The organism is Shewanella sp. Isolate13 (genome assembly GCF_022398325.1).
In the GTDB taxonomy this organism is placed as follows: domain Bacteria; phylum Pseudomonadota; class Gammaproteobacteria; order Enterobacterales; family Shewanellaceae; genus Shewanella.
On the sequence record NZ_JAKEVD010000011.1, the window covers coordinates 94,729 to 117,374 of the forward strand.

Genomic DNA, 22,646 nt, shown 5'->3' on the forward strand with positions numbered 1-22,646 from the left:
TTAAAGCCCTAATCTCGCCATCAGCTTTTGGTTCTCGGCTTCGATATGCTTATAAAAATCTCGATCCGATAGCTTAGACGCAGCAGCTTCGTCGATCACTAATACTGCATCTTGGTGCAATTGCAGTGCCGATGCGGGACAAGCGGCAGTAAGCGCTCCTTCAACGGTTGCTTTAATGGCATCGGCCTTGTTCTCGCCGGTTGCCAGCAATACCACTTTTTTAGCATCTAAGATGGTACCTATGCCCATGGTGATTGAAAGATGTGGCTGGTATTCGCCGTCCTTAAAGAAGCGAGCATTATCGTCGATAGTCGCCTTGGTTAAGGTCTTGACTCTTGTGCGCGACATCAGCCCAGATGATGGCTCGTTAAAGCCGATATGACCGTTACGACCAATGCCTAACAGTTGAATATCAATTCCGCCGGCAGCGGTGATCTGCGCCTCATAACCATGACAAGCTTCAATGGGGTTAACGGCATCCCCTGGTGGCACAAAAGTTTTCGATTTATCGATATCAATATGATCAAACAACTGCTCATTCATAAAGTAGCGGTAGCTTTGCGGGTGGCTACCTTCTAGCCCTAAATATTCATCTAGATTAAAGGTCTTAACCCCGGCAAAAGAGATCTGCTTAGCTTTATTCGCCGCGATTAGCCCCTGATAAAGTGACACAGGAGTTGATCCAGTCGCTAGCCCCAATACCGAATCGGCTTTTTTCTGCAGCTGTTTAATAAAAATGTTGGCGCCGTATTCAGCTACCGAGGCACTGTCTTTTAATATTACGATTTGCATAAACTTGATCCAATATGAGTTAGCGGCAGTTAACCATGTAACATAACTATAACCTCTAATGACAACGCTGTCATTAGCTATTATTTAGACAAATATTTAGTGACAGAGAGCAACTCTGGCTCAAATGCCGCCGATTCACGCTATAATTGCGCTCCATTATTTGAGGAGCGCGACCATGTCTGAAGCGGCTTTACCGACAGAGCAAACACATTTCCACTATGTGATTTATAAGCCCTTTCGATATTTAAGTCAGTTTGTACCAGAAAGCCGTAAGCGCAAACCGCTGCTGGGTGAGCTGTTCAACTTCCCAGATAACACCATGGCTATAGGTCGACTCGACCATGACTCTGAAGGCCTGTTACTACTGACAACCGACGGCATGCAGAGCCACCTTATCCGCAGCAAGTCGGTGGAAAAGGAATACTATGTTCAAGTAGATGGTGAAGCGAGTGCCGAGCAAGTGCAGCAGTTACAACAAGGGGTCGAAATCGGCATTAGTGGCGGTAAATACCAGACCCTACCCTGCGAGGTGAAGCGATTAGTGGCTGAACCTAAGCTTCCGGAGCGCGGGAAAAAGGTGCGCGATGCTCGTCACGGCCCAACCAGCTGGCTTTCCATCACCATCACTGAGGGTAAAAACCGCCAAGTAAGAAAGATGACTGCAGCGGTTGGCTTACCGACCTTAAGATTAGTGCGAGTCAGAATTGGTGCCATTCACCTTAAACAGATGCAACCCGGTGAGGTTATCCCCGTGACTAGCTTGGCTATTTAGACTAGAAGCGGTAAGTCGCTCGCAGCCATCAATTAACCGCCCTGCGAGCTATGCAAAAAATCTGACAGCTCTTCAACTCGTTTCGGCTTACTGTAGAAATAGCCCTGAACATGATCACACTGGTTCTGTTTTAGGAAGTCGACTTGCTCTTGGGTTTCCACCCCTTCAGCAACCACTTTTAGGTTCAAGGCATGACCCATAGCAATAATCGCCTTAGCGATGGCGGTATTGTGAGTATCGAAAGGTAAGCCTGCAATGAAGGATTGATCGATTTTAAGCTTATGGATTGGCAGCTTTTTAAGATAGCTCAATGACGAGTAGCCAGTGCCAAAGTCATCGATAGATAACTCCACCCCCATCAGGCCAAGCTTGGCTAAGTCTCGACTAACAAGCTCAGGATCTGACATCATGCAGCTTTCTGTCACCTCAAGCTCTAAGCTGCTCGCTGGCAAGCCTGTTTGTTTAAGGATCTCTGAAACCTCATCGACAAAACTGCTACGCTGGATCTGTTGCCCAGCAACATTCACCGCGATACGGCCAAAGCTAATATCTAGCTCGCGCCAACGCTGTCCCTGCTCACAGGCCCGCTTTAACACCCAGCGACCAATATCTTGAATTAGCCCTATCTTTTCAGCCAACGGAATGAAAATAGCTGGAGAAACACTGCCAAATACGGGATCCTCCCAACGTAGCAAGGCCTCAAACCCCACAACTTCTCCGGTGCTAAAACAGAGCTTTGGCTGATACACTAAATGCAACGCATTAAGCTCTATGGCGTCATGAAGGGCACTCTGTAATTTGAGCTTAGCAACTGACTCTTGATTAAGGGACTCGGTATAGAAGGCGCAGTTATTGCGGCCATCTTGCTTAGCTCTATGCATCGCGATTTCGGCATTAACCAGTAATCCGCTTGAGTCCTCAGCATCATCGGGGTAAATCGCAACCCCCATGCTTGAAGTTAGGCGTGCCTGACCATGCTCACCTAAGATAAAAGGCTGATCAAACACCTTACGTAAGTTATTAATCTGCAGCAGTAAGCTATCGTTACTGTCAATATTGGGTAGGAGCACAGCGAACTCATCACTGCCTAATCGAGCGACGGTAACTAAGTCATCTAAAATCAAATCAAAACGGCGACTCAGCTCAAGTAGAACCTCATCACCAACTGGGTGACCATAGCTTTCATTTATATGCTTAAAGAGATCGACATCGATATAGACCAAGCCCAGACGGGTATTGCAGTGACTTGCCTGCTTTAACTCTTGCTCTAAGCCAGTATTGAGCGCCATACGATTAGGCAGCTTAGTCAGCGGGTCGTGAAATGCGACCTTAGCGAGTTCAGCTTCACTCTGCTTTTGCGCCGAGATATCGTTAAATACTGCGACAAAATATTGGATCAGATGCTCATCATCATAGACGGCACTGATATTAAGCAGCTGTGGAAAGATAGCGCCACTCTTACGGCGATTCCAGATCTCACCGTGCCACTTACCTTTGCTGAGCAGGTCACCCCACATCTTGGTAAAAAAGGCTTTCTCATGACGTCCAGAGTTAAGGACTCGCGGGTTTTTCCCTAACAGTTCCTCTTTCGTGTAACCCGTAATCTTGCTAAAGGCACCATGAGCATCGACAATCGTTCCATCGACATCGGTAATGATCACTCCCTCTACCGAATTTTCGAAGACTCTCGATGCCAGTTCGAGCTGATCTTTCGCCGCCTTATGTGATGAGATATTACGCGAGATCCCAATCACACCAGTGAGCTCCCCATCATCATTGATGGCTGGCACCTTAGTGGTCTCCAACCAAGAGTCTACATCACCAATATCTAGGCCTTCACATTCGCCGGCACTGACTTGTACTCCCTGACGAATAGACTCGATGTCGCTAGCAATAAAGTGCTTAGCCAAGCGTGGCTCAAATAGCTCATCATCGGTGAGGTTGAGAATCAGCTCTCGTGGACGGTTCCAAGCAAGCTCTACGCTGTGGTTTACCATCATGTAGCGGCCTGATTCATCTTTAATCCAGACATGCTCTTTCATGCAGTCGATAAAGGCCTGCAAACTTATCTGGCTAGCCTGATGACTCACATCACGCATACTGTTTTGCTCGCGCTTAAATTGGCGATATATCTGAACTAAATCCAGTTCTATGCTATCGGCGCAAACTTTCAATAACCGTCGGGTTTCAGCTTGTTGAGCGCGTACAGTAGGAGTAGGAATATCTGTTGCAGGACAGATACAGATATAGCCAAACAGAGCGCCTGCTGGCCAGTTGATGGGGAGTAAACATTGAATACTGGTATCGTGTTCAACTAGCGTTTCGCCTTCATCAGGCTGCTGTCTAGGCAAATAGCGATAGACCTGCTCTCGGGTCAGTTGCAGCCTATCCAGGCTCTCCAGACTAATATTGGCATAGCCGATAGGAATAAACTTATCGGTTTGATCTACCTGTAATAACGCGGCCCCGCACTGGGCTATTCGTGCCAGCATATCGATAGATTGCTGCCATTCATCCCGTTGCGCTTGCGTTATTGTGATATTAATCAACTCTATGTCCTATTAATCTTTCCACGATGGTTCAAAAGTACTCTGTCAATTATCCAAGTGTCTAATACAATAGAGTATTAAAAAAACACTTTGCAAATATAAGTATCAAAAACAGGCTTAACCTTAGTATTTAAGACCGAAAAGATAAAGATTAGCCCTAGATAAAATCGCAGGAAATTGACACGAAAAATAGCAATAATCACGCTAAAGAGTTGCTTTACCAGATGCGTTATTAGCGGCTAACTTAACACTTACACTAACGAAATCATAGACATTAGCGCTCAGCTATCTCATTCGATTAAGGGCTGAACACTCTTAGTATTAGAGGTATGCGTTAGCGTTAACCTGTATATTAAAACGTGCTGTCTCGCTCTGGGGCTAAATCTACATTAAGCCACGATCAGGCTTGTGGCCCCAAAGTTAACAATATCTAACGTAAGCTCTGTTTAGACATTTTGCAGCCCGACAAAATACAGGGAATCTCATTATATTTGTTTGATAAATATCAATTAAGTCGTGAGATTAATCGTTCTAATATTTGAATAAATGCATCTCCATCACAGAAATGCATAATTCGAATTTTTGGCATAAAAAAACCAGCCTAATGGCTGGTTTTTTAAGTCTTACAGGTATACACCTATTTTCCCAAGATTAGTTCGCCTGTGGGCGCATCGCTGGGAATAGGATCACGTCACGAATGGTGTGCGTGTTAGTGAATAGCATCACTAGACGGTCGATACCGATACCTTGACCCGCTGTTGGCGGTAAGCCGTGCTCTAGTGCAGTAATGTAGTCTGCGTCGTAGAACATCGCTTCGTCATCACCAGCATCTTTTGCATCAACCTGAGCCTTGAAACGGCTATCTTGATCTTCAGCATCGTTCAGCTCAGAGAAACCGTTAGCCACTTCGCGGCCGCCGATGAAGAACTCGAAACGGTCGGTGATGAAATGATTTTCATCATTACGGCGTGCTAGTGGAGAGATATCCGCTGGGTAGCCAGTAATGAAAGTCGGTTGCATTAGCTTAGGCTCTGCAGTCTCACCGAAGATCTCTTCAAGTAGCTGACCACAAGTCCAGAACTTCTCGATAGTCATGCCTAGGCTCTTAGCCAAGTCACGCATAAACTCAACGTCTTTAACTTCTTCATAAGTCATAGACTGGATTGTTGCGTTGTCTGGGTTGTACTTCTTGATCGCATCCAACATGCTTAGACGTGCATATGGGCCACCAAAGTCTACAGTATGCTCACCGTATGGAAGCAGTGGAGAGCCACAAAGCTCAGTAGCGATAGAGCTTAGCATCTCTTCAGTCAGATCCATCAGATCTTCATAATCTGCATACGCCATATAGAATTCCATCATAGTGAATTCTGGGTTATGACGTGGTGATAGACCTTCGTTACGGAAGTTACGGTTGATTTCGAATACACGCTCAAAACCACCAACCACTAGACGCTTAAGGTAAAGCTCAGGAGCAATACGCAGATACATTTCGATATCTAGTGCATTGTGGTGAGTGATAAATGGACGCGCTGACGCACCGCCAGGGATGCTGTGCATCATTGGCGTTTCAACTTCCATGAACTCTTTCTTCACCATGAAGTTACGGATAGCGGTAACCACTTTAGAGCGCATAACGAATGCAGCACGTGACTCTTCGTTAACGATTAAGTCAACATAACGTTGACGGTAGCGAGTCTCTTGGTCAGTTAGACCGTGGAACTTCTCAGGAAGTGGACGCAGCGCCTTAGTTAGCAACTGGTACTCTTCCATGTTCACGTATAGGTCGCCTTTACCAGAAAGGTGTAGCTGACCGGTCACACCTATGATGTCACCGATATCTAGACCCTGGAACTTCTCTTTAAGATCTTTTTGAACGTCTTTACCCGCATATGCTTGGATACGACCGCTCACATCTTGGATCACCAAGAATGGACCACGCTTAGCCATTACACGACCAGCGATTGAGCGCTGAATGCCCATGCCTTCAAGATCTTCTTTGGTGTATTGACCAAATTCAGCTTGGATATCTGCCGCTTTATGTTTTCGATCGAAGTTGTTCGGGTGACCGTTTGCTGGGCAGTTCGTACGGATGTGCTCTAATTTAGCACGACGCTCTGCAATTAACTTGTTCTCGTCTAGTGTTTGTTCAGTCATCTTCTTCTCTCGTTAAAGGCCAGATTTCAGGCTAGCTTCAATAAACTTGTCCAGATCGCCATCTAAAACGCTCTGGGTATTTCGGTTTTCAACGCCGGTACGTAGATCTTTAATACGCGCATCATCGAGCACGTATGAACGGATCTGACTGCCCCAGCCAATATCTGACTTAGCATCTTCCGCGGCTTGCTTGTCGGCATTCTGCTTAAGCATTTCTAGCTCATACAGCTTTGCTTTTAACTGTTTCATGGCCGAGTCACGGTTTTTATGCTGTGAACGGTCATTCTGACATTGCACGACAGTGTTGGTCGGTAAATGCGTAATACGAATTGCCGACTCGGTTTTGTTAACGTGCTGACCACCCGCACCCGATGCGCGGTAGGTGTCAATTCTTAGATCCGCTGGATTGATATCAATCTCAATCGAATCATCAATTTCTGGGTAAACGAATACCGAACAGAAAGAGGTATGTCGCTTGCCCGATGAATCGAATGGTGACTTACGCACTAAACGGTGTACACCAGTTTCAGTACGCAGTGAACCAAAGGCATATTCACCGGTAAATTTCACTGTTGCGCCTTTAATACCCGCAACATCACCAGCAGTGACTTCAATCAGCTCAGGCTTATAGTCGTGGGCTTCGCCCCAACGTAAGAACATACGCAAAACCATATTGGCCCAATCTTGCGCTTCTGTTCCACCAGAGCCCGACTGAATATCTAAATAACAATCTGAAGCATCATGTGGTTTAGAGAACATACGACGGAACTCGAGTTCCTCAAGGCGCTTCTCTAAGCCCTGTAATTCCTCAGTGGCGTCGTTAAAGGTCTCTTCATCGTCCTCTTCAACGGCTAGCTCTAGTAATCCTTCGATATCTTCTAGGCCACTGTCCATATCGTCGATAGTTTTCACTACCGCTTCAAGTGCTGCACGCTCCTTGCCTAAGGCTTGGGCGTTTTCTGGATCGTTCCAAATTTCAGAGCTTTCAAGCTCTCGGCTGACTTCTTCTAGACGCTCACTCTTGGCATCGTAGTCAAAGATACCCCCGAAGAAGTTCGGTACGGTCGGCGAGCTCCTTGATTTTGAATTTAACTGGATTTACTTCAAACATGATTTAATCAACTTCTAATTGCTAAGCATTAACGGCCAAAAGCGTTAACGACTAGGTTACTACTGATGGAAAACCCGCTATTTTAACCCATGCTTTGTTTGAAACCTAGCGGCAAAAGCGTACAAAATAGCAATTTTATTCATCAAAGCCTGCTCAAAGCCTAAAAACTAAAACTTACCTCATAGGCTAAGCCTGTCACGACGAGCAAATGTATGAGCAGGAGCGAGTGCACACCATGCGAAATCGGCAGCTTTAATGACGACTGTCTATACTCAATATTACCCAGACTCAATATTATCCAACCACTGTCGATGGTTGACGCTATTTATGCCAACAGATAGCCAAACGACTAACCTCTGTCGTTACCATGAAAATAATCAATATACCTGCCGCGAACCCGCCGGAGACTCAGGCCTATGTTACTGGCATGACCCAAAGATCATAAAAAACAACCCCGAAGATATACAGAATCTGGAAGCCTTTGCTCGCAAGGGCGGTCAACTCAGGGGCATTAGCCTCAACCATGCAAAACTCGCCAATATCGACCTGGTTCGCCACCAGCAAAAGGCAGGCTTTGACATGAGCAACGCCGAACTCTACCGTGCCGATTTAAGTGGTGCACACCTATTTAATATCAAACTCGAGAATGCCAGCTTAATGAAAGCCGATCTACGGGATGCCACCGTACACTGTGGCAACCTTCAGGGCTGCAACCTGCTTGGTGTTAAATGGCTCGGCGCCAAAATTGAAAACATGCATGTTGGCAACACCCTGTGTCAGGAACGCTTAGCTTACGAGGCGCGTAAAATTGGCGATAACGACAGAGCCATGGACTACCTAGAGCAGGCCGAAGAGATCTACCGCGATCTGCGTAAGGCAGCCGATAGAGAAGGCCTGTTTGCCATGTCTGGCCAATATATTCGTAAAGAGCTCACCATGCGCCGTTATCAGATGCCAAGATACTGCCTTAAACGCATCATTTCTAAAGCCATCGATCTCTTTTGTGGCTATGGTGAGGCGCCACTAAGAGTGGTTGGCTTTTCACTGATCCTGATCCTCGTCTGCGCCGTGCTCTACTTCTTTGCCGGACTACAGTATGGCGGCCAGTTACAGGGGTTTAGTCTAAGCCAAGATTTCGCCACTAATATCATGTTGTTTCTTAACTGTATTTATTACTCGGTCGTCACCTTTACCACCCTAGGTTATGGCGACTTCACACCGGTCGGTTTCTCACGAGCCATCGCCGCTTTCGAGGCCTTTACTGGCAGCTTTACTATCGCGCTATTCGTGGTGGTATTTGTCAAGAAGATGACTCGCTAAGCCTCTGATAATCAATTTAAAATACACTCCTAGCAGCTCAGAGCGCCCACACAAGGACCTGGATCACAGATTAGACCAGCCACAACAATTATCGCGCACACTTCCGGTATCACATGTGAGCGCACCTGCAATTTCAGTTAAAACTTAAGCTGCATTATCAGCGTAAAAAAAGGCCGCAGGTATACTCAGATAAATAAGATTTCGCCCAGTCTGTCTCCGTGAGTGCGGCTCATGCGTCAAGGTCATCGACCCCAACGCCAAGCGCCAGCAGCGACCCTATAAATAAAGGCCCATGCGATGAAACAAATAATAATTGATGGCAAGTCATTAATCGCCAATCAGCAAGACACCCTACTAGACGTTGCGCTTCATGCCGACATTGCTATTCCTAATCTATGTAAGAGCAAAGCCAGCTCTTTAGTTCATGACAGCAAACAGCACTGTAATCTTTGCCATGTAGAGCTTGTTGCCAGCGATAACAGCATCACCAATGTACGCGCCTGTGAGACGCGAGTTGCCGACATTACTGAACAGAATATTCAAGTCATCACCCAGTCGGCCGCCCTTAGCAAACAGCGTAAAGCGGCGCTACAAGTCATTTTGTCCGATCATTTCGCCGACTGTGAAGCCCCATGTCAAACCGCCTGCCCAGCCGGTGTCGATGTGCAATCATACCTTTACCATATCGCCCAAGGCGACCACAGCGAAGCGGTTAAAGTCATCAAGCAGACCTTACCCTTGCCACTGTCTATTGGCCGTGTCTGTCCCGCTTTCTGTGAATCTGAATGCCGACGTGGCCTAGTCGATGAGCCTGTGGCCATTCGCCAGCTAAAGCGCCACGCAGCCGACTTAGATCTCGATGATGCTAACCCTTATGTACCACCAAAGGCGCCAGCAACTAACAAGAAGGTTGCTATCATCGGCAGTGGTCCTGCGGGTATTTCGGCGGGTTACTATCTGTCGAACAACGGCCATGATGTCACCATTTTCGAATCTATGCCTAAGGCTGGCGGCTGGTTAAGATACGGTATTCCCGAGTATCGTTTACCTAAGGCGATTCTCGACAAAGAGATCGAACTTCTGTGCAAAAACGGTCTCAACATTGAGACCGACACTCGTCTTGGCCGCGATATTCACCTCAATGGCTTGATCCAAGATTTTGATGCGGTCTGTTTAGCCATTGGCGCCCAAAAAGCGGTACCGATGAACTACCCAGGCATCGAGCTTGATGGCTGCTACCTAGGCGTCGACTACCTAAAAGATTACTGCACAGATAAGCAATACGTGACCGGTAAGAAAGTGGCGGTAATCGGTGGCGGCAACACCGCTATCGACTGTGCTCGCACCGCAAAGCGTGAAGGCGCCGATGTAACATTAGTCTACCGTCGTACTCGCGATGAGATGCCAGCCGAAGACTATGAGATTCATGAGGCCGAGCAGGAGGGCATTAAGTTCCACTTCCTCACCAACCCCATTGAAAACCATAGCGATGAAAATGGCCGCGTTGCCAGTGTCACTTTTGAAGTCATGGCGCTTGGTGAGCCGGACAGCTCAGGGCGCCGTAGCCCAACACCGACTGGTGAAACCTTTGTTGAAGCGTTCGATACCGTTATTCCTGCCGTATCACAAACCCCTGATATGGAGTTTCTAGACCACCCACAGAGCCAGCTTGCCACAGGTGAAGTAGCCCTTACTCGCTGGAATACCTTTGAAGGTTGTGAACACACCATGTCGGCGGGTCAATCGGCGGGACTCGATAAGCTATTTGTTATCGGTGACTCACGTACAGGCCCTGCCACCGCGGTCGCCGCCGTGGCCGATGGCCGTAAGGCTGCCGATGCCATCGAGAAGCTATTGTCTCAAGGTCTCACCTGTGAGCTAGTCAAACAGCCATTTAACTCGACCAAGGCCACTAAAACTAGCAGCCTGAAGTCATTTAAAGCCGATGTGCTATACCCTGCAACAACCGTGCAGGCTCGCAGTAAAATGCCTGAGCTAAATGAGCTACAGCGGGCATTAAATTTTAGCGAAGTCGAGCTAGGCTTTGCCGCCGATGAAGCGATGAAGGAAGCGGCGCGCTGCCTCGAGTGTGCCTGTCAGGCCAATACAGATTGTAAGCTACGTGACTATGCGACCGAATATAAGGTTAAGGCCAGTGAGCTCGATATCAGTCAAGCGCAGCACTTTAGCGTCGATAACAGTGCTCCGTTTATTACCTTCGATGCTAACCGCTGCATTAGCTGCGGTGCCTGTGTAGAGATCTGTAACGGCGCCAGCGGCCATAACGCTATCTCTTTTGCTAAAGATCACTACCAAGCCATTCCCGATGTATGTGCAAACGATAAACGTAACGCACCACGAGTCGGCTTTAGCGCCAACATGAATGACAGTGACTGTGTGCAATGTGGTAACTGCGTACAGGTCTGCCCAACAGGTGCACTGGTTGACGCTCGTGATAAGACTCAAGGCTTAACGGCCGCACAGAAGGCACCGCTTAAAACCGTGTCGACCATCTGTACTTATTGCGGTATCGGTTGCCGCGTCAATATGCATGTCGATGAGCAAAAAAACCAGATATTGCACATCAGTGGTGACAACTCATCACCGGTTAACGAAGGCATGTTATGTGTTAAAGGCCGTTTTGGCTTCGACTTTGTTGGCAGCGATAAGCGCCTCACTACGCCACTTATCCGTAAAAATGGTGAGCTCGTCCCTGCCAGTTGGGATGAAGCTATCTCTGTGGTGGCTAAGCGTTTTGCCCAGATCAAGCAGAGCCATGGCAATAAGGCGATTGCCGGTCTCTCTTCGGCAAAAGCCACTAACGAAGATAACTACGTTTTCCAAAAGTTCTTCCGCAGCGTACTGGGTAATAACAACATCGACCACTGTGCCCGTCTTTGTCACGCATCGACCGTAACTGCGCTTCGCGAAAGCTTAGGCAGCGGCGCGATGACTAACGATATTCCGAGTATCAAAGATAGTGACCTTATCTTTATTCTTGGCTCTGACACTGAAAGTGCCCATCCAATTATCGCTTCTAAGATCAAACAAGCGGTGAAAGAGCATGGCGCACGCTTGATTGTTGCCGATCCTAAGCGTGTCTCCATTGCCGACAAGGCTCAGCTTTATGTGGCGCACAGACCCGGCTCCGATGTCATGCTACTTAACGCGATTATGCAGCAGATCATCATCAATGATTGGCATGACCTAGATTACATTCAGTCTAGAGTCGAAGGCTTCAGTCAACTCTATGATGAGGTGATGAGCAGCGATTACAGCCCTGAAAATGCCGCGCTAATCACTGGCGTGAGTGCTAACGATATTATCGAGATGGCGCGCCTTATCGGCACCGCAGAGAAAACCGCCATCTACTACGCCATGGGTGTGACTCAGCATACTTCAGGGCATGATAACGTTACCGCAATATCCAACCTGCAGTTACTGTGTGGCAATATCGGTGTTAAAGGCGCGGGGATTAACCCACTGCGTGGCCAGAGTAACGTACAGGGCGCTTGTGATATGGGCGCACTACCGAACTACTTCAGTGGCTACCAGAAGTTGAGCGACCCCTTAGTACAGATGCGCTTCCGTGAAGCCTGGGGTAAGGATGATCTTTGTGCCGATATCGGTCTATCGGCCACCGAGATGATGCACGCCTTGAGCCATGGCGAACTGAAAGGCTTGTATGTCATGGGTGAAAACCCAGTGCTGAGCGATCCCGATCAGAAGCATGTGCTACAAGGCTTAGCTGCCGCAGAGTTTGTGGTGGTGCAGGATATCTTCTTAACCGAAACTGCCGAGCTTGCCGATGTAGTCCTGCCTGCCGCAGCCTTTGCCGAGAAGTTAGGTCACTTCACCAATACAGAGCGCCGCGTACAGCAGTTATTGCCAGCGGTGACACCGCCAGGTCTGGCTAAGAATGATTGGGAGATCACCCAGCTTATCGCTAGTGAAATGGGTGAAAATTGGAATTATCAGAGCGAGAAACAGATCTGGCATGAGATCACCCAAGTCACACCACAGTATCGTGGTATTACTTGGCAGGTGATCGATAGCCTAACCGAGAATGGTCGCCTAGGCCTACAATGGCCATGCCCTGCTGAAGGCCATCCAGGTACGCCAATTCTGCACACATCTCAGTTTACTCACGGTAAAGGTAAGATGCGTGCGGTGCACTACCGTCTACCAGCAGAGATGCCATGTGAAGAATATCCGCTGATCTTATCGACTGGGCGCTTATTAGAGCAGTTCCATACCGGCACCATGACCCGTAAAACCGAAGGCCTTAACCAGCTTGGTAGCGCCAAGGTGATGATCTCGGTCTTCGATGCCGAGAAGCTTGGGGTGAATAACGGCGACATGTTAAAGCTCAGCACCCGCCGCGGCGAGATTGAGATCCAAGCCTTTGTCACCAAGCGTGCACAAGCTGGGGTTCTGTTCCTGCCGTTCCACTTTGCGGAGTCGGCGGCCAACAAGCTCACCAACAACGCGCTCGACCCTGTGGCGAAAATCCCAGAGTTCAAGGTGTGTGCAGTTAAAGCAGAAAAGGTCGCTGCGGCGGTATTAGCCTAAAATCATCGGCAGACTCCTGCTGTAAGAAGCTAGAACAACAAGGCCATAAGCAATAACGCTTACGGCCTTTTTATTATCCTACAATGCGACTCAAAACGCTTAGCCCGCGAACGCCCCGATTAGTGCGCCAGTGACGCCAAAACCAGCGACCAAGATAAAGATGTTTGGCTTAACGGTCTTAAACAGGCCAAAACCTAACACCACTAACGCCATATCCAGTGGCGACAATACCGCACTGGTAAAGATAGGGTTATACAGCGCCGCTAATAAGAAGCCCACCACGGCAGCATTCACCCCGGCAACAGCGCCCGTGATCTGCGGTTTGGCGCTGATGACATGCCAACTTTTAAGCGCCACCAGCATGAGTAGAAAGCCCGGCAAAAAGATAGCAAGGGTTGCCACTAAGGCACCAACAAGTGGTTGCTGAATCCATATTTCGGCCCCCAAGAACGCCGCTAAGGCAAACATAGGTCCAGGTACCGCTTGGGCTAAGGCGTAGCCCGTTAAGAACTGATCATTACTGATCGCCTCCCCCACACTCTGCTGCAGTAGAGGCAACACCACATGACCACCACCAAATACCATACTGCCCACTTGGTAGAACTGGCTAAATAACTCGGTCAAACTTGTAATGCCAGTCTGCGTCGACAGCGCAATCATCACCAACGACGCTAGCAGCAATCCCACAAACAGGCTTAAGTAGAAGAAATTGAGCTTAACGCTTTGTGTCGCAACGTCTGCCGCATCGCCTCGCTCACCAGACAAATAGTGGCGACCAACCAAAGCCGCAGCTATCAGCAAGCCAAACTGCATCAACATAGATGGTTGCAGCAAAATGATGACACAGCTAAACATCATTAATAGCTTGGCCTGTTTTCGCTGACAAAACTGCTTAAACATAATCCAAATCGCATCGGCTACCACCACCACGGCCAATAATTTCAGGCCGTGAATAATCCCCTGAGTAAATGAGTAATCTAGCCACTGACTACTGGTTACGGCCAATAAAAACAATAAGATGAATGAAGGTAGGGTAAAACCTAAAAACGCAGCAATACCGCCAAGCAGGCCACCGCGATGATAACCAATCGCAAAGCCAACCTGACTAGAGCCCGGCCCTGGCATAAATTGGCTCAGCGCCACTAAACTGCCGTAGTGTTTATCATCGAGCCACTTGAGTTCCTGCACGAAGGTCTGTCTAAAGTAACCGATATGCGCCGCCGGTCCTCCAAATGAGACAAGACCGAGGGAGAAGAAACGTAGAAAAATTTGAAACATAATCATCCACAAATAAAAACTAAAACTAAGCGCTAAAACTAAGCACTAAAACTAAGCACTAAAACGAATATATTAAAAGCTAAGCAGCCCTAAAACTGATACGAGCAATAGTATGACATTTAGGTTACAGATTAATGAAAGTTCGACACCGAAAGCGAAGTTAATCTAAAAACAGTTGCTCGAAGTCTGCTAGGCTCTGACGCTTGCCGATAGTCCCTTCAAGCCATTCACACACTTCACTGGCTGTGGTTCGATAGGTTGTCAACTTGCCGCCATAAAGGCTCAATAGATTCGGATGACTCGGCTGGTTTTGCTGTACCGTGTCTCTTGGGCGGTCAAAGGCGCTTCCTGTTAACTTAGGTAAAACCCTCACCCCGCAATAACTATCGACCACCCGTTCTTTAAGAGACGCTAGATCGCCAAAGCAGGTAAAGTAATGACTATAGATCCCCAATAAATATTCAATCTCTTCTGCAGTTACGAGCGGCTTTCCCGACAGCGACGACAAAGTCGTTTCTGTGGTACCAATAAGCGTGCGCCCCTTCCAAGGCATCACAAAAATAACCCGTTTATCGAAGCATGACTCTAGGTAGATAATGCCGTCATTGGCTGGGATATCGAGCAGCAGATGGCTCCCCTGTACCCACTCAATAGGTAACGAAGTGACTGGCGGAAACACGCTCTCCAGCACTTGGTTAACCCAAGGCCCGGCGGCATTGACCACAGCCTGCGCCTCAATCACTTGCTCTGTGCCTGCGTATTGGTAACGCACAACACAATGGCTCTGCTTGTGCTCGATATGAGTACAGTGAGCGTGCTCTAGTACGTCGGCCCCTAAGGTTCGGGCATTCCTAATCACGGCTTGAGTCAGTAACTTATCGTCGGTTTGCGCATCCCAGTATTGATATACGGCCTTCAAACCACTGAGTTTTAGCCCTTTAATTTTTGACCAATGCACAGCGGGAACCGATTTGAACTGCCCCAGCTTATCAAAATCACTCAACATGGCATACAGACTCAGCCCGGCCCTAATTGCCCATGGACTGCGGCGGCTATTGTCATAGACAGGAATGTAAAATGGGATTGGGTAAACTAACGAGGGAGCGAGCTTAAGCAGCGCTTTTCTGTCAGCCAGAGATTTTCTGACCAAGGGCAATTGACCAGATTCGAGGTAGCGCAGCCCCCCATGAATGAGTTTACTGGAATTAGCGGACGTCTGTGCTGCAATGGTCTCCTTCTCTAACAGCATGACGCTGTAGCCAGCGGCAGCTGCACACTGAGCGATACCCGCCCCATTGATCCCACCACCAATGACGAGAAGATCGACCGTCTCCATTTTTGCTCCTTGAGTGGACTGCTCACTCTTTACCTGTATAGCCCGTGATTAACAGAGCAAACGACGCCACAAATATCTTCTACAGCAGCGAAGAGCACTGTTCATCATTAGAACATTTATTCTAAAGATGATTGTATTTCCTCTAGTAATAGCATAAATTTTCGCACAATGGAGTAGCCCCTAACTGCTCTTAAGGATGATTTTAAGGTTCGCAAGGAAGTACGATTATGAAATGGATAGCCGCAATTGGTTTACTCGTTACCACAAACGCTCTAGCTCAATGTGATAACAACACTCACATTCTGGATATTGTTTACCCCAAAAATAGCTCCTACTTCAGTTCACAGTACAGCTCAAAGCTGAAGCAGTTGACAAAAAATACTCAGCAGGGCTCTGGTTATTTACTGCTCGAATTTAAGGTCAATCAGGCTCAGTCGACCAAAGAAGCTCGTGAATACAATAAGTGGCTTGCACAACGACGCATCGACAGAGTGAAAACCTACCTTAACGACGCAGCCTATCCTGCTCCAGTTATCACTCGCCTGTTGACGGCGAGTACCGAGGAAAATCGCAGCGTATCGGTGCTCTGGTGCCCCGATGAAAGCGAGCAAGAGGTAAGAATAGCCAGTAAGAGTGAATAGGCGTCTATTATTCTAGTTCTCACCCTAGTTATGATTGAAGCAGAGGCTATCATCGCCTCTCGCTAATCGCCTCCTTAACCTGACTTCAACTATGCGTACAACCCACAGCTATCAATAGATGAGATTAATTTAACCTTATCTAAACTACTCAGTTATAACTATCAGCAAAAGTTTAACTTTATTGTTAAAAGTTGGTCGTAGTTCCCAAAAGTAAATTATTCGAGATTTCATCTGCAAAAACAAAACATTAATTTAGCTATTGCTAAGTATTAAAGTAGAGTATTAGTAACAAACAGGTTTAATTTATGGCTAATACGTCTGCCGGAGTTCGCATGCCTAAGTCTATTATTCTCTTTATCGCCCTTTTATTATCGAGCCTCTCTCTCCCTAATTTTGCCGCTGCAGAAACCCCAGCGACGAACAGTCTATGGCATTACACCAATGCTCAGGGAGAGCTTAAGGTTAAACTGTATTTCTTCTGGTCTAAGACCTGTCCTCACTGCGCCGAGGCCCATCCCTTTATCGACAGCCTACCCGAGCGCTACCCTTGGATAGAGGTTGAAGATCATATGATCACCGCGCCAGACACCATGGCGGTATGGCAAGAAGTCGCTAAACAAACCGGAACCGAAGCCCGCTCGGTGCCCTACTTCGCCAGCGGTGAAAAAGCCGTTGTCGGTTATACCAGTCAGGCGGTGTCCGGTGAGTTTTTAGTGCAGCGCTTAAAATCATACTATGTTTCACTCGGTGGCAAATTGGCCCCTGAGGTTGAAGGCGATTACAGTACTGCCCCAATGGCTGGCGGGCTGTTTCAAACCTGTAGCGAGAGTGGCAGCGAAAGCGATGCCGAGGGTACCTGTGGCCTAGGATTAGATGCTAGCAGCGAGCTTGCGAGTTCAGATGTACAACCCGTCGAGATCCCGCTTGTGGGTGTAGTTCACCCTGAACAGATGTCACTGCCACTACTGACTGTCGTGCTTGCAGGTGTCGATGCCTTCAACCCTTGTGCATTTTTTGTATTGCTATTCCTACTCTCTATCATGGTTAACGCTAAGAGCCGCACTCGCATGCTAATTGTGGGCGGGATCTTCGTCTTCTTCTCCGGCTTTATCTACTTCATCTTTATGAGTGCATGGCTCAATATCTTCCAGCTTCTAGGCGCAGGTAGCGATGGTGGTTGGATTATTCTCGGAGCGGGTATGTTGGCGCTCATTGCTGGAGCAATCAACATCAAAGATTACTTCTTTACCAAGGGGGAAGTCACCCTGTCGATGTCGGCCGAAAACCGCACGGGCTTGATAAAGCGCATGGGTAAGCTAACCAGCGCCAGCAGCATGACCGCCATGATTGCCGGTACTGTGGTGTTATCTATCTTAGCCAACGCCTATGAGCTTTTATGTACCGCAGGTTTCCCGATGATCTACACCAGCGTACTGTCTATGCATGACTTAGAGACCTTCGAACGCTACATGTATCTAGTGATGTACAACGTGGTTTATGTCATCCCGCTCGCGGCGATCGTTATCGCCTTCAGTGTGTCACTTGGTAAGCGTAAACTGACCGAGAAAGAGGGGCAGACCCTTAAGCTGATGTCAGGGATTATGATGATGGGACTCGGTGGTATGTTGGCTGTTGACCCAACAGCGCTACAAAATGTGGCCTTAGCGATCGGCCTCATCTTAAGCTCTATCGTACTGACTGTGATTATCACGCTTATCCGTAAGAGCATTGAGAAAGCGCAGACAGCAAAGTCATAGCCATAATTAATAAAGGCCTTAGCTTAATCATAAGCTAAGGCCTTAGTTTTCTATAATAAGGACCTAGATCCTAGGACCTGCACTTCCTCGAACCTTCTTTGCCTTTCCGTAAGTTACGCAGTCACGTTCCCTAGGCCGCAGGCCGTCCGGCTCTTATCGTCTTAGCTTGAACCGTCTTTGCCCTTTGCTTTTCCTAGAACCTGCACTTCCTCGAACCTCGAACCTTCTTTGCCTTTCCGTAAGCGCAGCGTTCCGTAAGTGACGCAGTCACGTTCCCTAGGCCGCAGACCGTCCGGATCTTATCGTCTTTGCTTTTCCGTCTCAGCCCCTTCCTAGAACCTGCTTTTTCTCAAACCTAGCCCCTGCTTTTCCGTGTTAGCTTTAAAGCCGATACACTCTGTAACACGACAATCCTCAAGTAGTGATGCGCCACGCCGATAACTAAATGACATTTCGAATGAGTAGAGTTGAATATGGCAGTAACGATTTCTAGTGCAAACCTGCAGCCAAATATGAGCCATGGCGCGGTTGGGGTCAAAGTGGCACAACTGGCAAAAGATCAGCAAAAAATTGAAGGTGATATTGCGCTGCAATTAATTAATGCAGCGGTGCCAGAAACGGCTCCAGCACCTGTTGGTAATACGGGTCACAATATCAATACCACGGCTTAAACCACCTGCATACCTGACTGCGGCTGTGTTTGTGACACATAGCCGTCTCTACCATTGGCTTTTGCTTGATAAAGTAACTCGTCCGCTCGTGCCAATAAAGCACTAGCCTGCTCCTGATTCTGCCACTGCGCCACACCTTGAGAAACAGTCACATACTTGCCAAGCGTTGAACTTGGGTGGCTCAGTTTAGCTTCGCTCAGCAACTGCTTAACTTTGGCCGCGACGCAATTTGCACCGTCTAAATCTGTATCGGGCAATACCATGACAAACTCTTCGCCACCGTACCTTGCGACTAGATCTCGCGGTCGCTCTAAGCCTTGATTTAATATGGCGGCGACTCGGACTAGATATTCATCGCCCACCTGGTGGCCTAAGCTATCATTTAGCGGTTTAAAGTAGTCAATATCTAATAAGATAATACTCAAAGGCTGTTCGCTGCGGTTAGCCGCTTTGCATTCTTGTAGCAATACATCATCAAAATGACGTCGGTTACTGATGTTAGTTAAGCCATCTATTAACGCTAAACGCTTAAACTGCTGTAATAGTTTCTTTTTCTCAATGTTACGAGTGACCGCCTTAAAGAACCAACCTGAAATGATTTTTTGCCCAGAGAGAATGATCACTAAGAAGCACAAAAACTTAGTGAGCGGATACACTATCGCTTCGGAAAACTGCAATGAATGATACATAGCGCTAAAGGCAAGAAATGGCAAAATCACCAAGATCATAATATTACGATTAGGAAACAGTGCTAAGGCAAACACCAGTACTAGAACATCGGCAAGCGACTCGACTCCCGGCATATTTTGCTCAGACAATAACGCCAGCGAAATCAGAACTAAACTCCACGAACTCACCAGCAAGCCTAAATAGATATAGGTGTGATACGCAGTAACTTTAAATAGGCCTTTGGTTTTTGCGGTAAATATGCCTAGGGCAACAACCATAGTTAACGGTATAAACTTTACGATCAAGAGGCTCGCGTCGTAATACTCCTCATCAAAATAGTAAGTATTCACCAACACCACAAGTAGCAGTGCTAGACTAACATAGCTCGCCCATAAAATGCCGCGTTTTAAAATCGTGAAAGTTTCACGCTTTAATTGCGCTTGATATCGATGTGAGTTCAGTTGTCTTTCTCCATTAAACAATTCGCGCTCCCTGCCTCTTGACTGTAGCAGATTATACAAACCGCCACCCAATAAAAAAGCCAGCATGTGCTGGCTTTATACTAACGACTAATCACTTTATGCTGCAAGATTCTCGCTGCCTGCATCGTCAACATTGTGGCGAATTAGGTAATCAAATGCCCCTAAAGAGGCAGTAGCACCGCTGCCCATGGCAATAATAATCTGCTTATAAGCTGAGTTAGTCACATCGCCTGCTGCAAACACGCCAGCTAATGAGGTTTCGCCTTTCGCATCGACAATGATCTCCCCGCGCGCCGTCATATCAATAGTATCTTTTAGCCACTCTGAGTTCGGTACTAGACCAATCTGCACAAATATTCCCGCAAGCTCAACATGGTGGCTTTCACCTGTGGCTCTATCTGTGTAGTTAAGGCCGTTAACGCGCTTACCATCACCTGTCACCTCGGTTGTCAGCGCCTCGGTAATGATGTCGATATTGCCCATAGACTTAGCTTTACGCTGCAGTACTTCATCGGCGCGCAATGTCTTGTCAAACTCAAGCACGGTTACATGCTCGACGATATTGGCTAGGTCGATTGCCGCTTCGATGCCTGAGTTACCACCGCCGATAACGGCAACGCGCTTGCCTTTGAACAAGGGGCCATCACAGTGTGGACAGTATGCTACGCCACTGCCGCGGTACTCTTGCTCACCGGGTACGTTCATTTCACGCCAGCGAGCACCGGTGGCTAACAGTACGGTTTTGCTGCGCAGCACGGCACCATTTTCCAACTCCAGCTCGAATAGCTCACCCGACTTCAGGCTCAAGGCGCGCTGGTTATTCATGATATCGACATCATATTCATGTACGTGAGCTTCAAGGTTGGCCACCAGCTTTGGCCCTTCGGTCGCCTTAACTGAGATGAAGTTTTCAATGCCAACGGTTTCAGCAACTTGACCGCCAAACTTATCGGCGACGATACCAGTGCGCAGGCCTTTACGTGCAGCGTAAATGGCTGCCGAAGCACCCGCAGGGCCACCGCCAACCACGAGTACTTCAAACGGTTCTTTCTCGTTAAGCTGCTCGGCTTTTCTGCCCGCCGCATTCACATCAAGCTTATTTAAGATCTCAACCGTGCTAATGGCCCCCATAGAGAACTGCTCGCCATTTAAGTACACCGAAGGTACAGCCATGATATTGCGTTCGTTCACTTCATCTTGGAATAGCGACCCATCAATCATCACGTTAGTGATATTCGGGTTAATCGCCGCCATCATATTCAGCGCCTGAACCACTTCTGGGCAGGTTTGACAGCTTAGCGACACATAGGTCTCGAAACGGTATTCACCCGGTAGCTGACGAATTTGCTCAATCACATCGGCTTCGAGCTTGATTGGGTGACCGCCGCTGTGTAAAAGCGCAAGTACCAAGGAGGTAAACTCGTGGCCCATAGGTAAACCAGCAAAGGTAATTTGCGAACCTAAAGCAGGATTGATCACAGCCATAGAGGGAGTGCGTTCACCTATCTGCTCTTTTACCGAGATAAGTGAAGACAGGCTATCGATATCTGCCGCGAGTGATTTAAGCTCTTGGGCTTTTTTACTGTCATCTGCCGATACAAGCAGCTCAACTGGGTGCTTGAGGTTCTGCAAATAAGTGTTCAGCTGATTCTTGACGTTTGCATCTAACATGATGACTCCTAAATATCTTAAAGCTAATCTGAGATCCGCGTTTTACAGGCAGCAACAAGCCTCGGCGCATGCCTAGCACTCGCGATAAAAATAAAAAATGATAACGAAAATAAAAGTGTGTACGGTCTAGCGAATATAAGACTTCAGTAAGAGATTGTTCAGCCTAGATTACAGGGGGGACACTAGGCTGAACCGTGGAGATGAAATCTCTCGATGATTCTATTGAGTGTTAGCGAGAGATGGGGCTCGCTAACACGCTATCATCATTGTCTATCGACTTAAATCTTACCAACTAGGTCGATTGATGGAGCTAGAGTCTCTTCACCTGGCTGCCATGCTGCTGGGCAAACTTCACCGTCGTGAGTCGCTACATACTGAGCCGCTTGGATTTTGCGAACTAACTCTGCTGCGCTGCGGCCAATACCTAGGTCATGTACTTCAGCGACTTTGATTTCACCTTCTGGGTTGATAACAAATGTGCCGCGTAGTGCTAGACCATCTTCCTCAATCATCACACCGAAGTTGCGTGTGATAGTACCAGTTGGGTCACCAATCATTGGGTACTTGATCTTGTTGATGGTGTCAGAGCTTGCATGCCATGCTTTGTGAGTGAAGTGAGTGTCAGTTGATACTGAGTAAACTTCAACGCCCATAGACTGTAGCTTCTCGTAGTGGTCAGCCATGTCGCCTAACTCTGTTGGGCATACGAATGTGAAGTCAGCTGGGTAGAAGAATACGACTGACCACTTACCTAGAAGATCTTGCTCTGTTACAGGGTGGAAGTCACCATTGTGGAATGCTGTTGCTGAAAATGGCTTGATTGTAGAGTTGATGATTGACTGATGCATGTAATGCTCCATTTTAATAA

15 protein-coding genes are annotated in these 22,646 nt (G+C 47.7%); 6 read left to right on the plus strand and 9 right to left on the minus strand.

What is annotated here, in order from left to right; all coding sequences use genetic code 11:
• Entirely contained in the window at positions 1-792 is a 792-nt protein-coding gene (gene nagB, locus L1D44_RS09720) for a glucosamine-6-phosphate deaminase (RefSeq protein WP_239890197.1), read from the minus strand.
• 175 nt (positions 793-967) lie between these two features.
• Here nagB and L1D44_RS09725 point away from each other — a divergent pair, with 175 nt between their 5' ends.
• Entirely contained in the window at positions 968-1,564 is a 597-nt protein-coding gene (locus tag L1D44_RS09725; protein WP_239890199.1) for a pseudouridine synthase, read from the plus strand.
• A gap of 32 nt (positions 1,565-1,596) precedes the next feature.
• Here L1D44_RS09725 and L1D44_RS09730 read toward each other — a convergent pair whose 3' ends face one another.
• The 3 genes from L1D44_RS09730 to prfB all read right to left on the minus strand — a co-directional run bounded on the left by L1D44_RS09730 (position 1,597) and on the right by prfB (position 7,381).
• The gene (locus L1D44_RS09730; RefSeq protein ID WP_239890201.1) at positions 1,597-4,113 is read right to left on the minus strand and encodes a GGDEF domain-containing phosphodiesterase; all 2,517 of its coding nucleotides are present in this window, start codon (positions 4,111-4,113) and stop codon (positions 1,597-1,599) included.
• A gap of 651 nt (positions 4,114-4,764) precedes the next feature.
• Positions 4,765-6,270, minus strand: a complete 1,506-nt coding sequence (gene lysS / locus L1D44_RS09735; RefSeq protein WP_220770396.1) for a lysine--tRNA ligase — start codon at positions 6,268-6,270, stop codon at positions 4,765-4,767.
• 12 nt (positions 6,271-6,282) lie between these two features.
• A protein-coding gene (gene prfB, locus L1D44_RS09740; protein WP_220770397.1) for a peptide chain release factor 2 occupies positions 6,283-7,381 on the minus strand; the annotation gives its coding sequence in 2 pieces (ribosomal slippage) (positions 6,283-7,305 and positions 7,307-7,381; 1,098 coding nt in all).
• Between the two features lie 327 nt (positions 7,382-7,708).
• Between prfB and L1D44_RS09745 the strand changes: the two genes are divergently transcribed.
• Together L1D44_RS09745 and fdhF are read left to right on the plus strand one after the other, a co-directional pair.
• Positions 7,709-8,701: an ion channel gene (locus tag L1D44_RS09745; RefSeq protein ID WP_239890227.1), complete on the plus strand. Its 993-nt coding sequence runs from the start codon at positions 7,709-7,711 to the stop codon at positions 8,699-8,701.
• Between the two features lie 297 nt (positions 8,702-8,998).
• On the plus strand, positions 8,999-13,273 hold the full coding sequence (gene fdhF / locus L1D44_RS09750; protein ID WP_239890203.1) for a formate dehydrogenase subunit alpha: 4,275 nt from the start codon (positions 8,999-9,001) through the stop codon (positions 13,271-13,273).
• Between the two features lie 99 nt (positions 13,274-13,372).
• Here the strand turns inward: fdhF and chrA are convergent, their stop codons facing one another.
• Both chrA and L1D44_RS09760 read right to left on the minus strand, forming a co-directional pair.
• On the minus strand, positions 13,373-14,551 hold the full coding sequence (gene chrA, locus L1D44_RS09755; protein WP_239890205.1) for a chromate efflux transporter: 1,179 nt from the start codon (positions 14,549-14,551) through the stop codon (positions 13,373-13,375).
• A gap of 160 nt (positions 14,552-14,711) precedes the next feature.
• Positions 14,712-15,887, minus strand: coding sequence for an FAD-dependent oxidoreductase (locus L1D44_RS09760; RefSeq protein ID WP_239890206.1), 1,176 nt, complete (start codon positions 15,885-15,887; stop codon positions 14,712-14,714).
• Positions 15,888-16,114: 227 nt separating this feature from the next.
• Between L1D44_RS09760 and L1D44_RS09765 the strand changes: the two genes are divergently transcribed.
• The 3 genes from L1D44_RS09765 (at position 16,115) to L1D44_RS09775 (ending at position 18,956) form a co-directional block, all read left to right on the plus strand.
• Positions 16,115-16,528 carry a hypothetical protein gene (locus L1D44_RS09765; protein ID WP_239890208.1) on the plus strand — a complete coding sequence of 138 codons (414 nt, stop codon included), beginning with the start codon at positions 16,115-16,117 and terminating at the stop codon, positions 16,526-16,528.
• Positions 16,529-16,860: 332 nt separating this feature from the next.
• Complete coding sequence (locus L1D44_RS09770) at positions 16,861-18,285, plus strand: thioredoxin family protein (protein ID WP_239890229.1); 1,425 nt, start codon at positions 16,861-16,863, stop codon at positions 18,283-18,285.
• Between the two features lie 473 nt (positions 18,286-18,758).
• Positions 18,759-18,956, plus strand: coding sequence for a cytoplasmic protein (locus L1D44_RS09775; protein WP_239890210.1), 198 nt, complete (start codon positions 18,759-18,761; stop codon positions 18,954-18,956).
• On the opposite strand, the gene L1D44_RS09780 is transcribed toward L1D44_RS09775, so the two are convergent.
• The 3 genes from L1D44_RS09780 to ahpC all read right to left on the minus strand — a co-directional run bounded on the left by L1D44_RS09780 (position 18,953) and on the right by ahpC (position 22,626).
• On the minus strand, positions 18,953-20,107 hold the full coding sequence (locus tag L1D44_RS09780; protein ID WP_239890212.1) for a membrane-associated sensor domain-containing protein: 1,155 nt from the start codon (positions 20,105-20,107) through the stop codon (positions 18,953-18,955). The genes L1D44_RS09775 and L1D44_RS09780 overlap by 4 nt on opposite strands.
• Before the next feature lie 96 nt (positions 20,108-20,203).
• The gene (gene ahpF, locus L1D44_RS09785) at positions 20,204-21,778 is read right to left on the minus strand and encodes an alkyl hydroperoxide reductase subunit F (RefSeq protein ID WP_239890214.1); all 1,575 of its coding nucleotides are present in this window, start codon (positions 21,776-21,778) and stop codon (positions 20,204-20,206) included.
• Between the two features lie 278 nt (positions 21,779-22,056).
• Positions 22,057-22,626 carry an alkyl hydroperoxide reductase subunit C gene (gene ahpC / locus L1D44_RS09790; RefSeq protein WP_220770405.1) on the minus strand — a complete coding sequence of 190 codons (570 nt, stop codon included), beginning with the start codon at positions 22,624-22,626 and terminating at the stop codon, positions 22,057-22,059.
• Positions 22,627-22,646 lie beyond the last annotated feature (20 nt).

Bases quoted from the DNA above. Each gene is read 5' to 3' on its own strand.
- L1D44_RS09770 (WP_239890229.1), top strand. From the start codon at position 16,861: ATGCCTAAGTCTATTATTCTCTTTATCGCCCTTTTATTATCGAGCCTC.
- lysS (WP_220770396.1), bottom strand. From the start codon at position 6,270: ATGACTGAACAAACACTAGACGAGAACAAGTTAATTGCAGAGCGTCGT.
- L1D44_RS09725 (WP_239890199.1), top strand. From the start codon at position 968: ATGTCTGAAGCGGCTTTACCGACAGAGCAAACACATTTCCACTATGTG.
- L1D44_RS09760 (WP_239890206.1), bottom strand. From the start codon at position 15,887: ATGGAGACGGTCGATCTTCTCGTCATTGGTGGTGGGATCAATGGGGCG.
- L1D44_RS09745 (WP_239890227.1), top strand. From the start codon at position 7,709: ATGCCAACAGATAGCCAAACGACTAACCTCTGTCGTTACCATGAAAAT.
- chrA (WP_239890205.1), bottom strand. From the start codon at position 14,551: ATGTTTCAAATTTTTCTACGTTTCTTCTCCCTCGGTCTTGTCTCATTT.
- ahpF (WP_239890214.1), bottom strand. From the start codon at position 21,778: ATGTTAGATGCAAACGTCAAGAATCAGCTGAACACTTATTTGCAGAAC.
- fdhF (WP_239890203.1), top strand. From the start codon at position 8,999: ATGAAACAAATAATAATTGATGGCAAGTCATTAATCGCCAATCAGCAA.
- L1D44_RS09765 (WP_239890208.1), top strand. From the start codon at position 16,115: ATGAAATGGATAGCCGCAATTGGTTTACTCGTTACCACAAACGCTCTA.
- L1D44_RS09775 (WP_239890210.1), top strand. From the start codon at position 18,759: ATGGCAGTAACGATTTCTAGTGCAAACCTGCAGCCAAATATGAGCCAT.
- nagB (WP_239890197.1), bottom strand. From the start codon at position 792: ATGCAAATCGTAATATTAAAAGACAGTGCCTCGGTAGCTGAATACGGC.
- ahpC (WP_220770405.1), bottom strand. From the start codon at position 22,626: ATGCATCAGTCAATCATCAACTCTACAATCAAGCCATTTTCAGCAACA.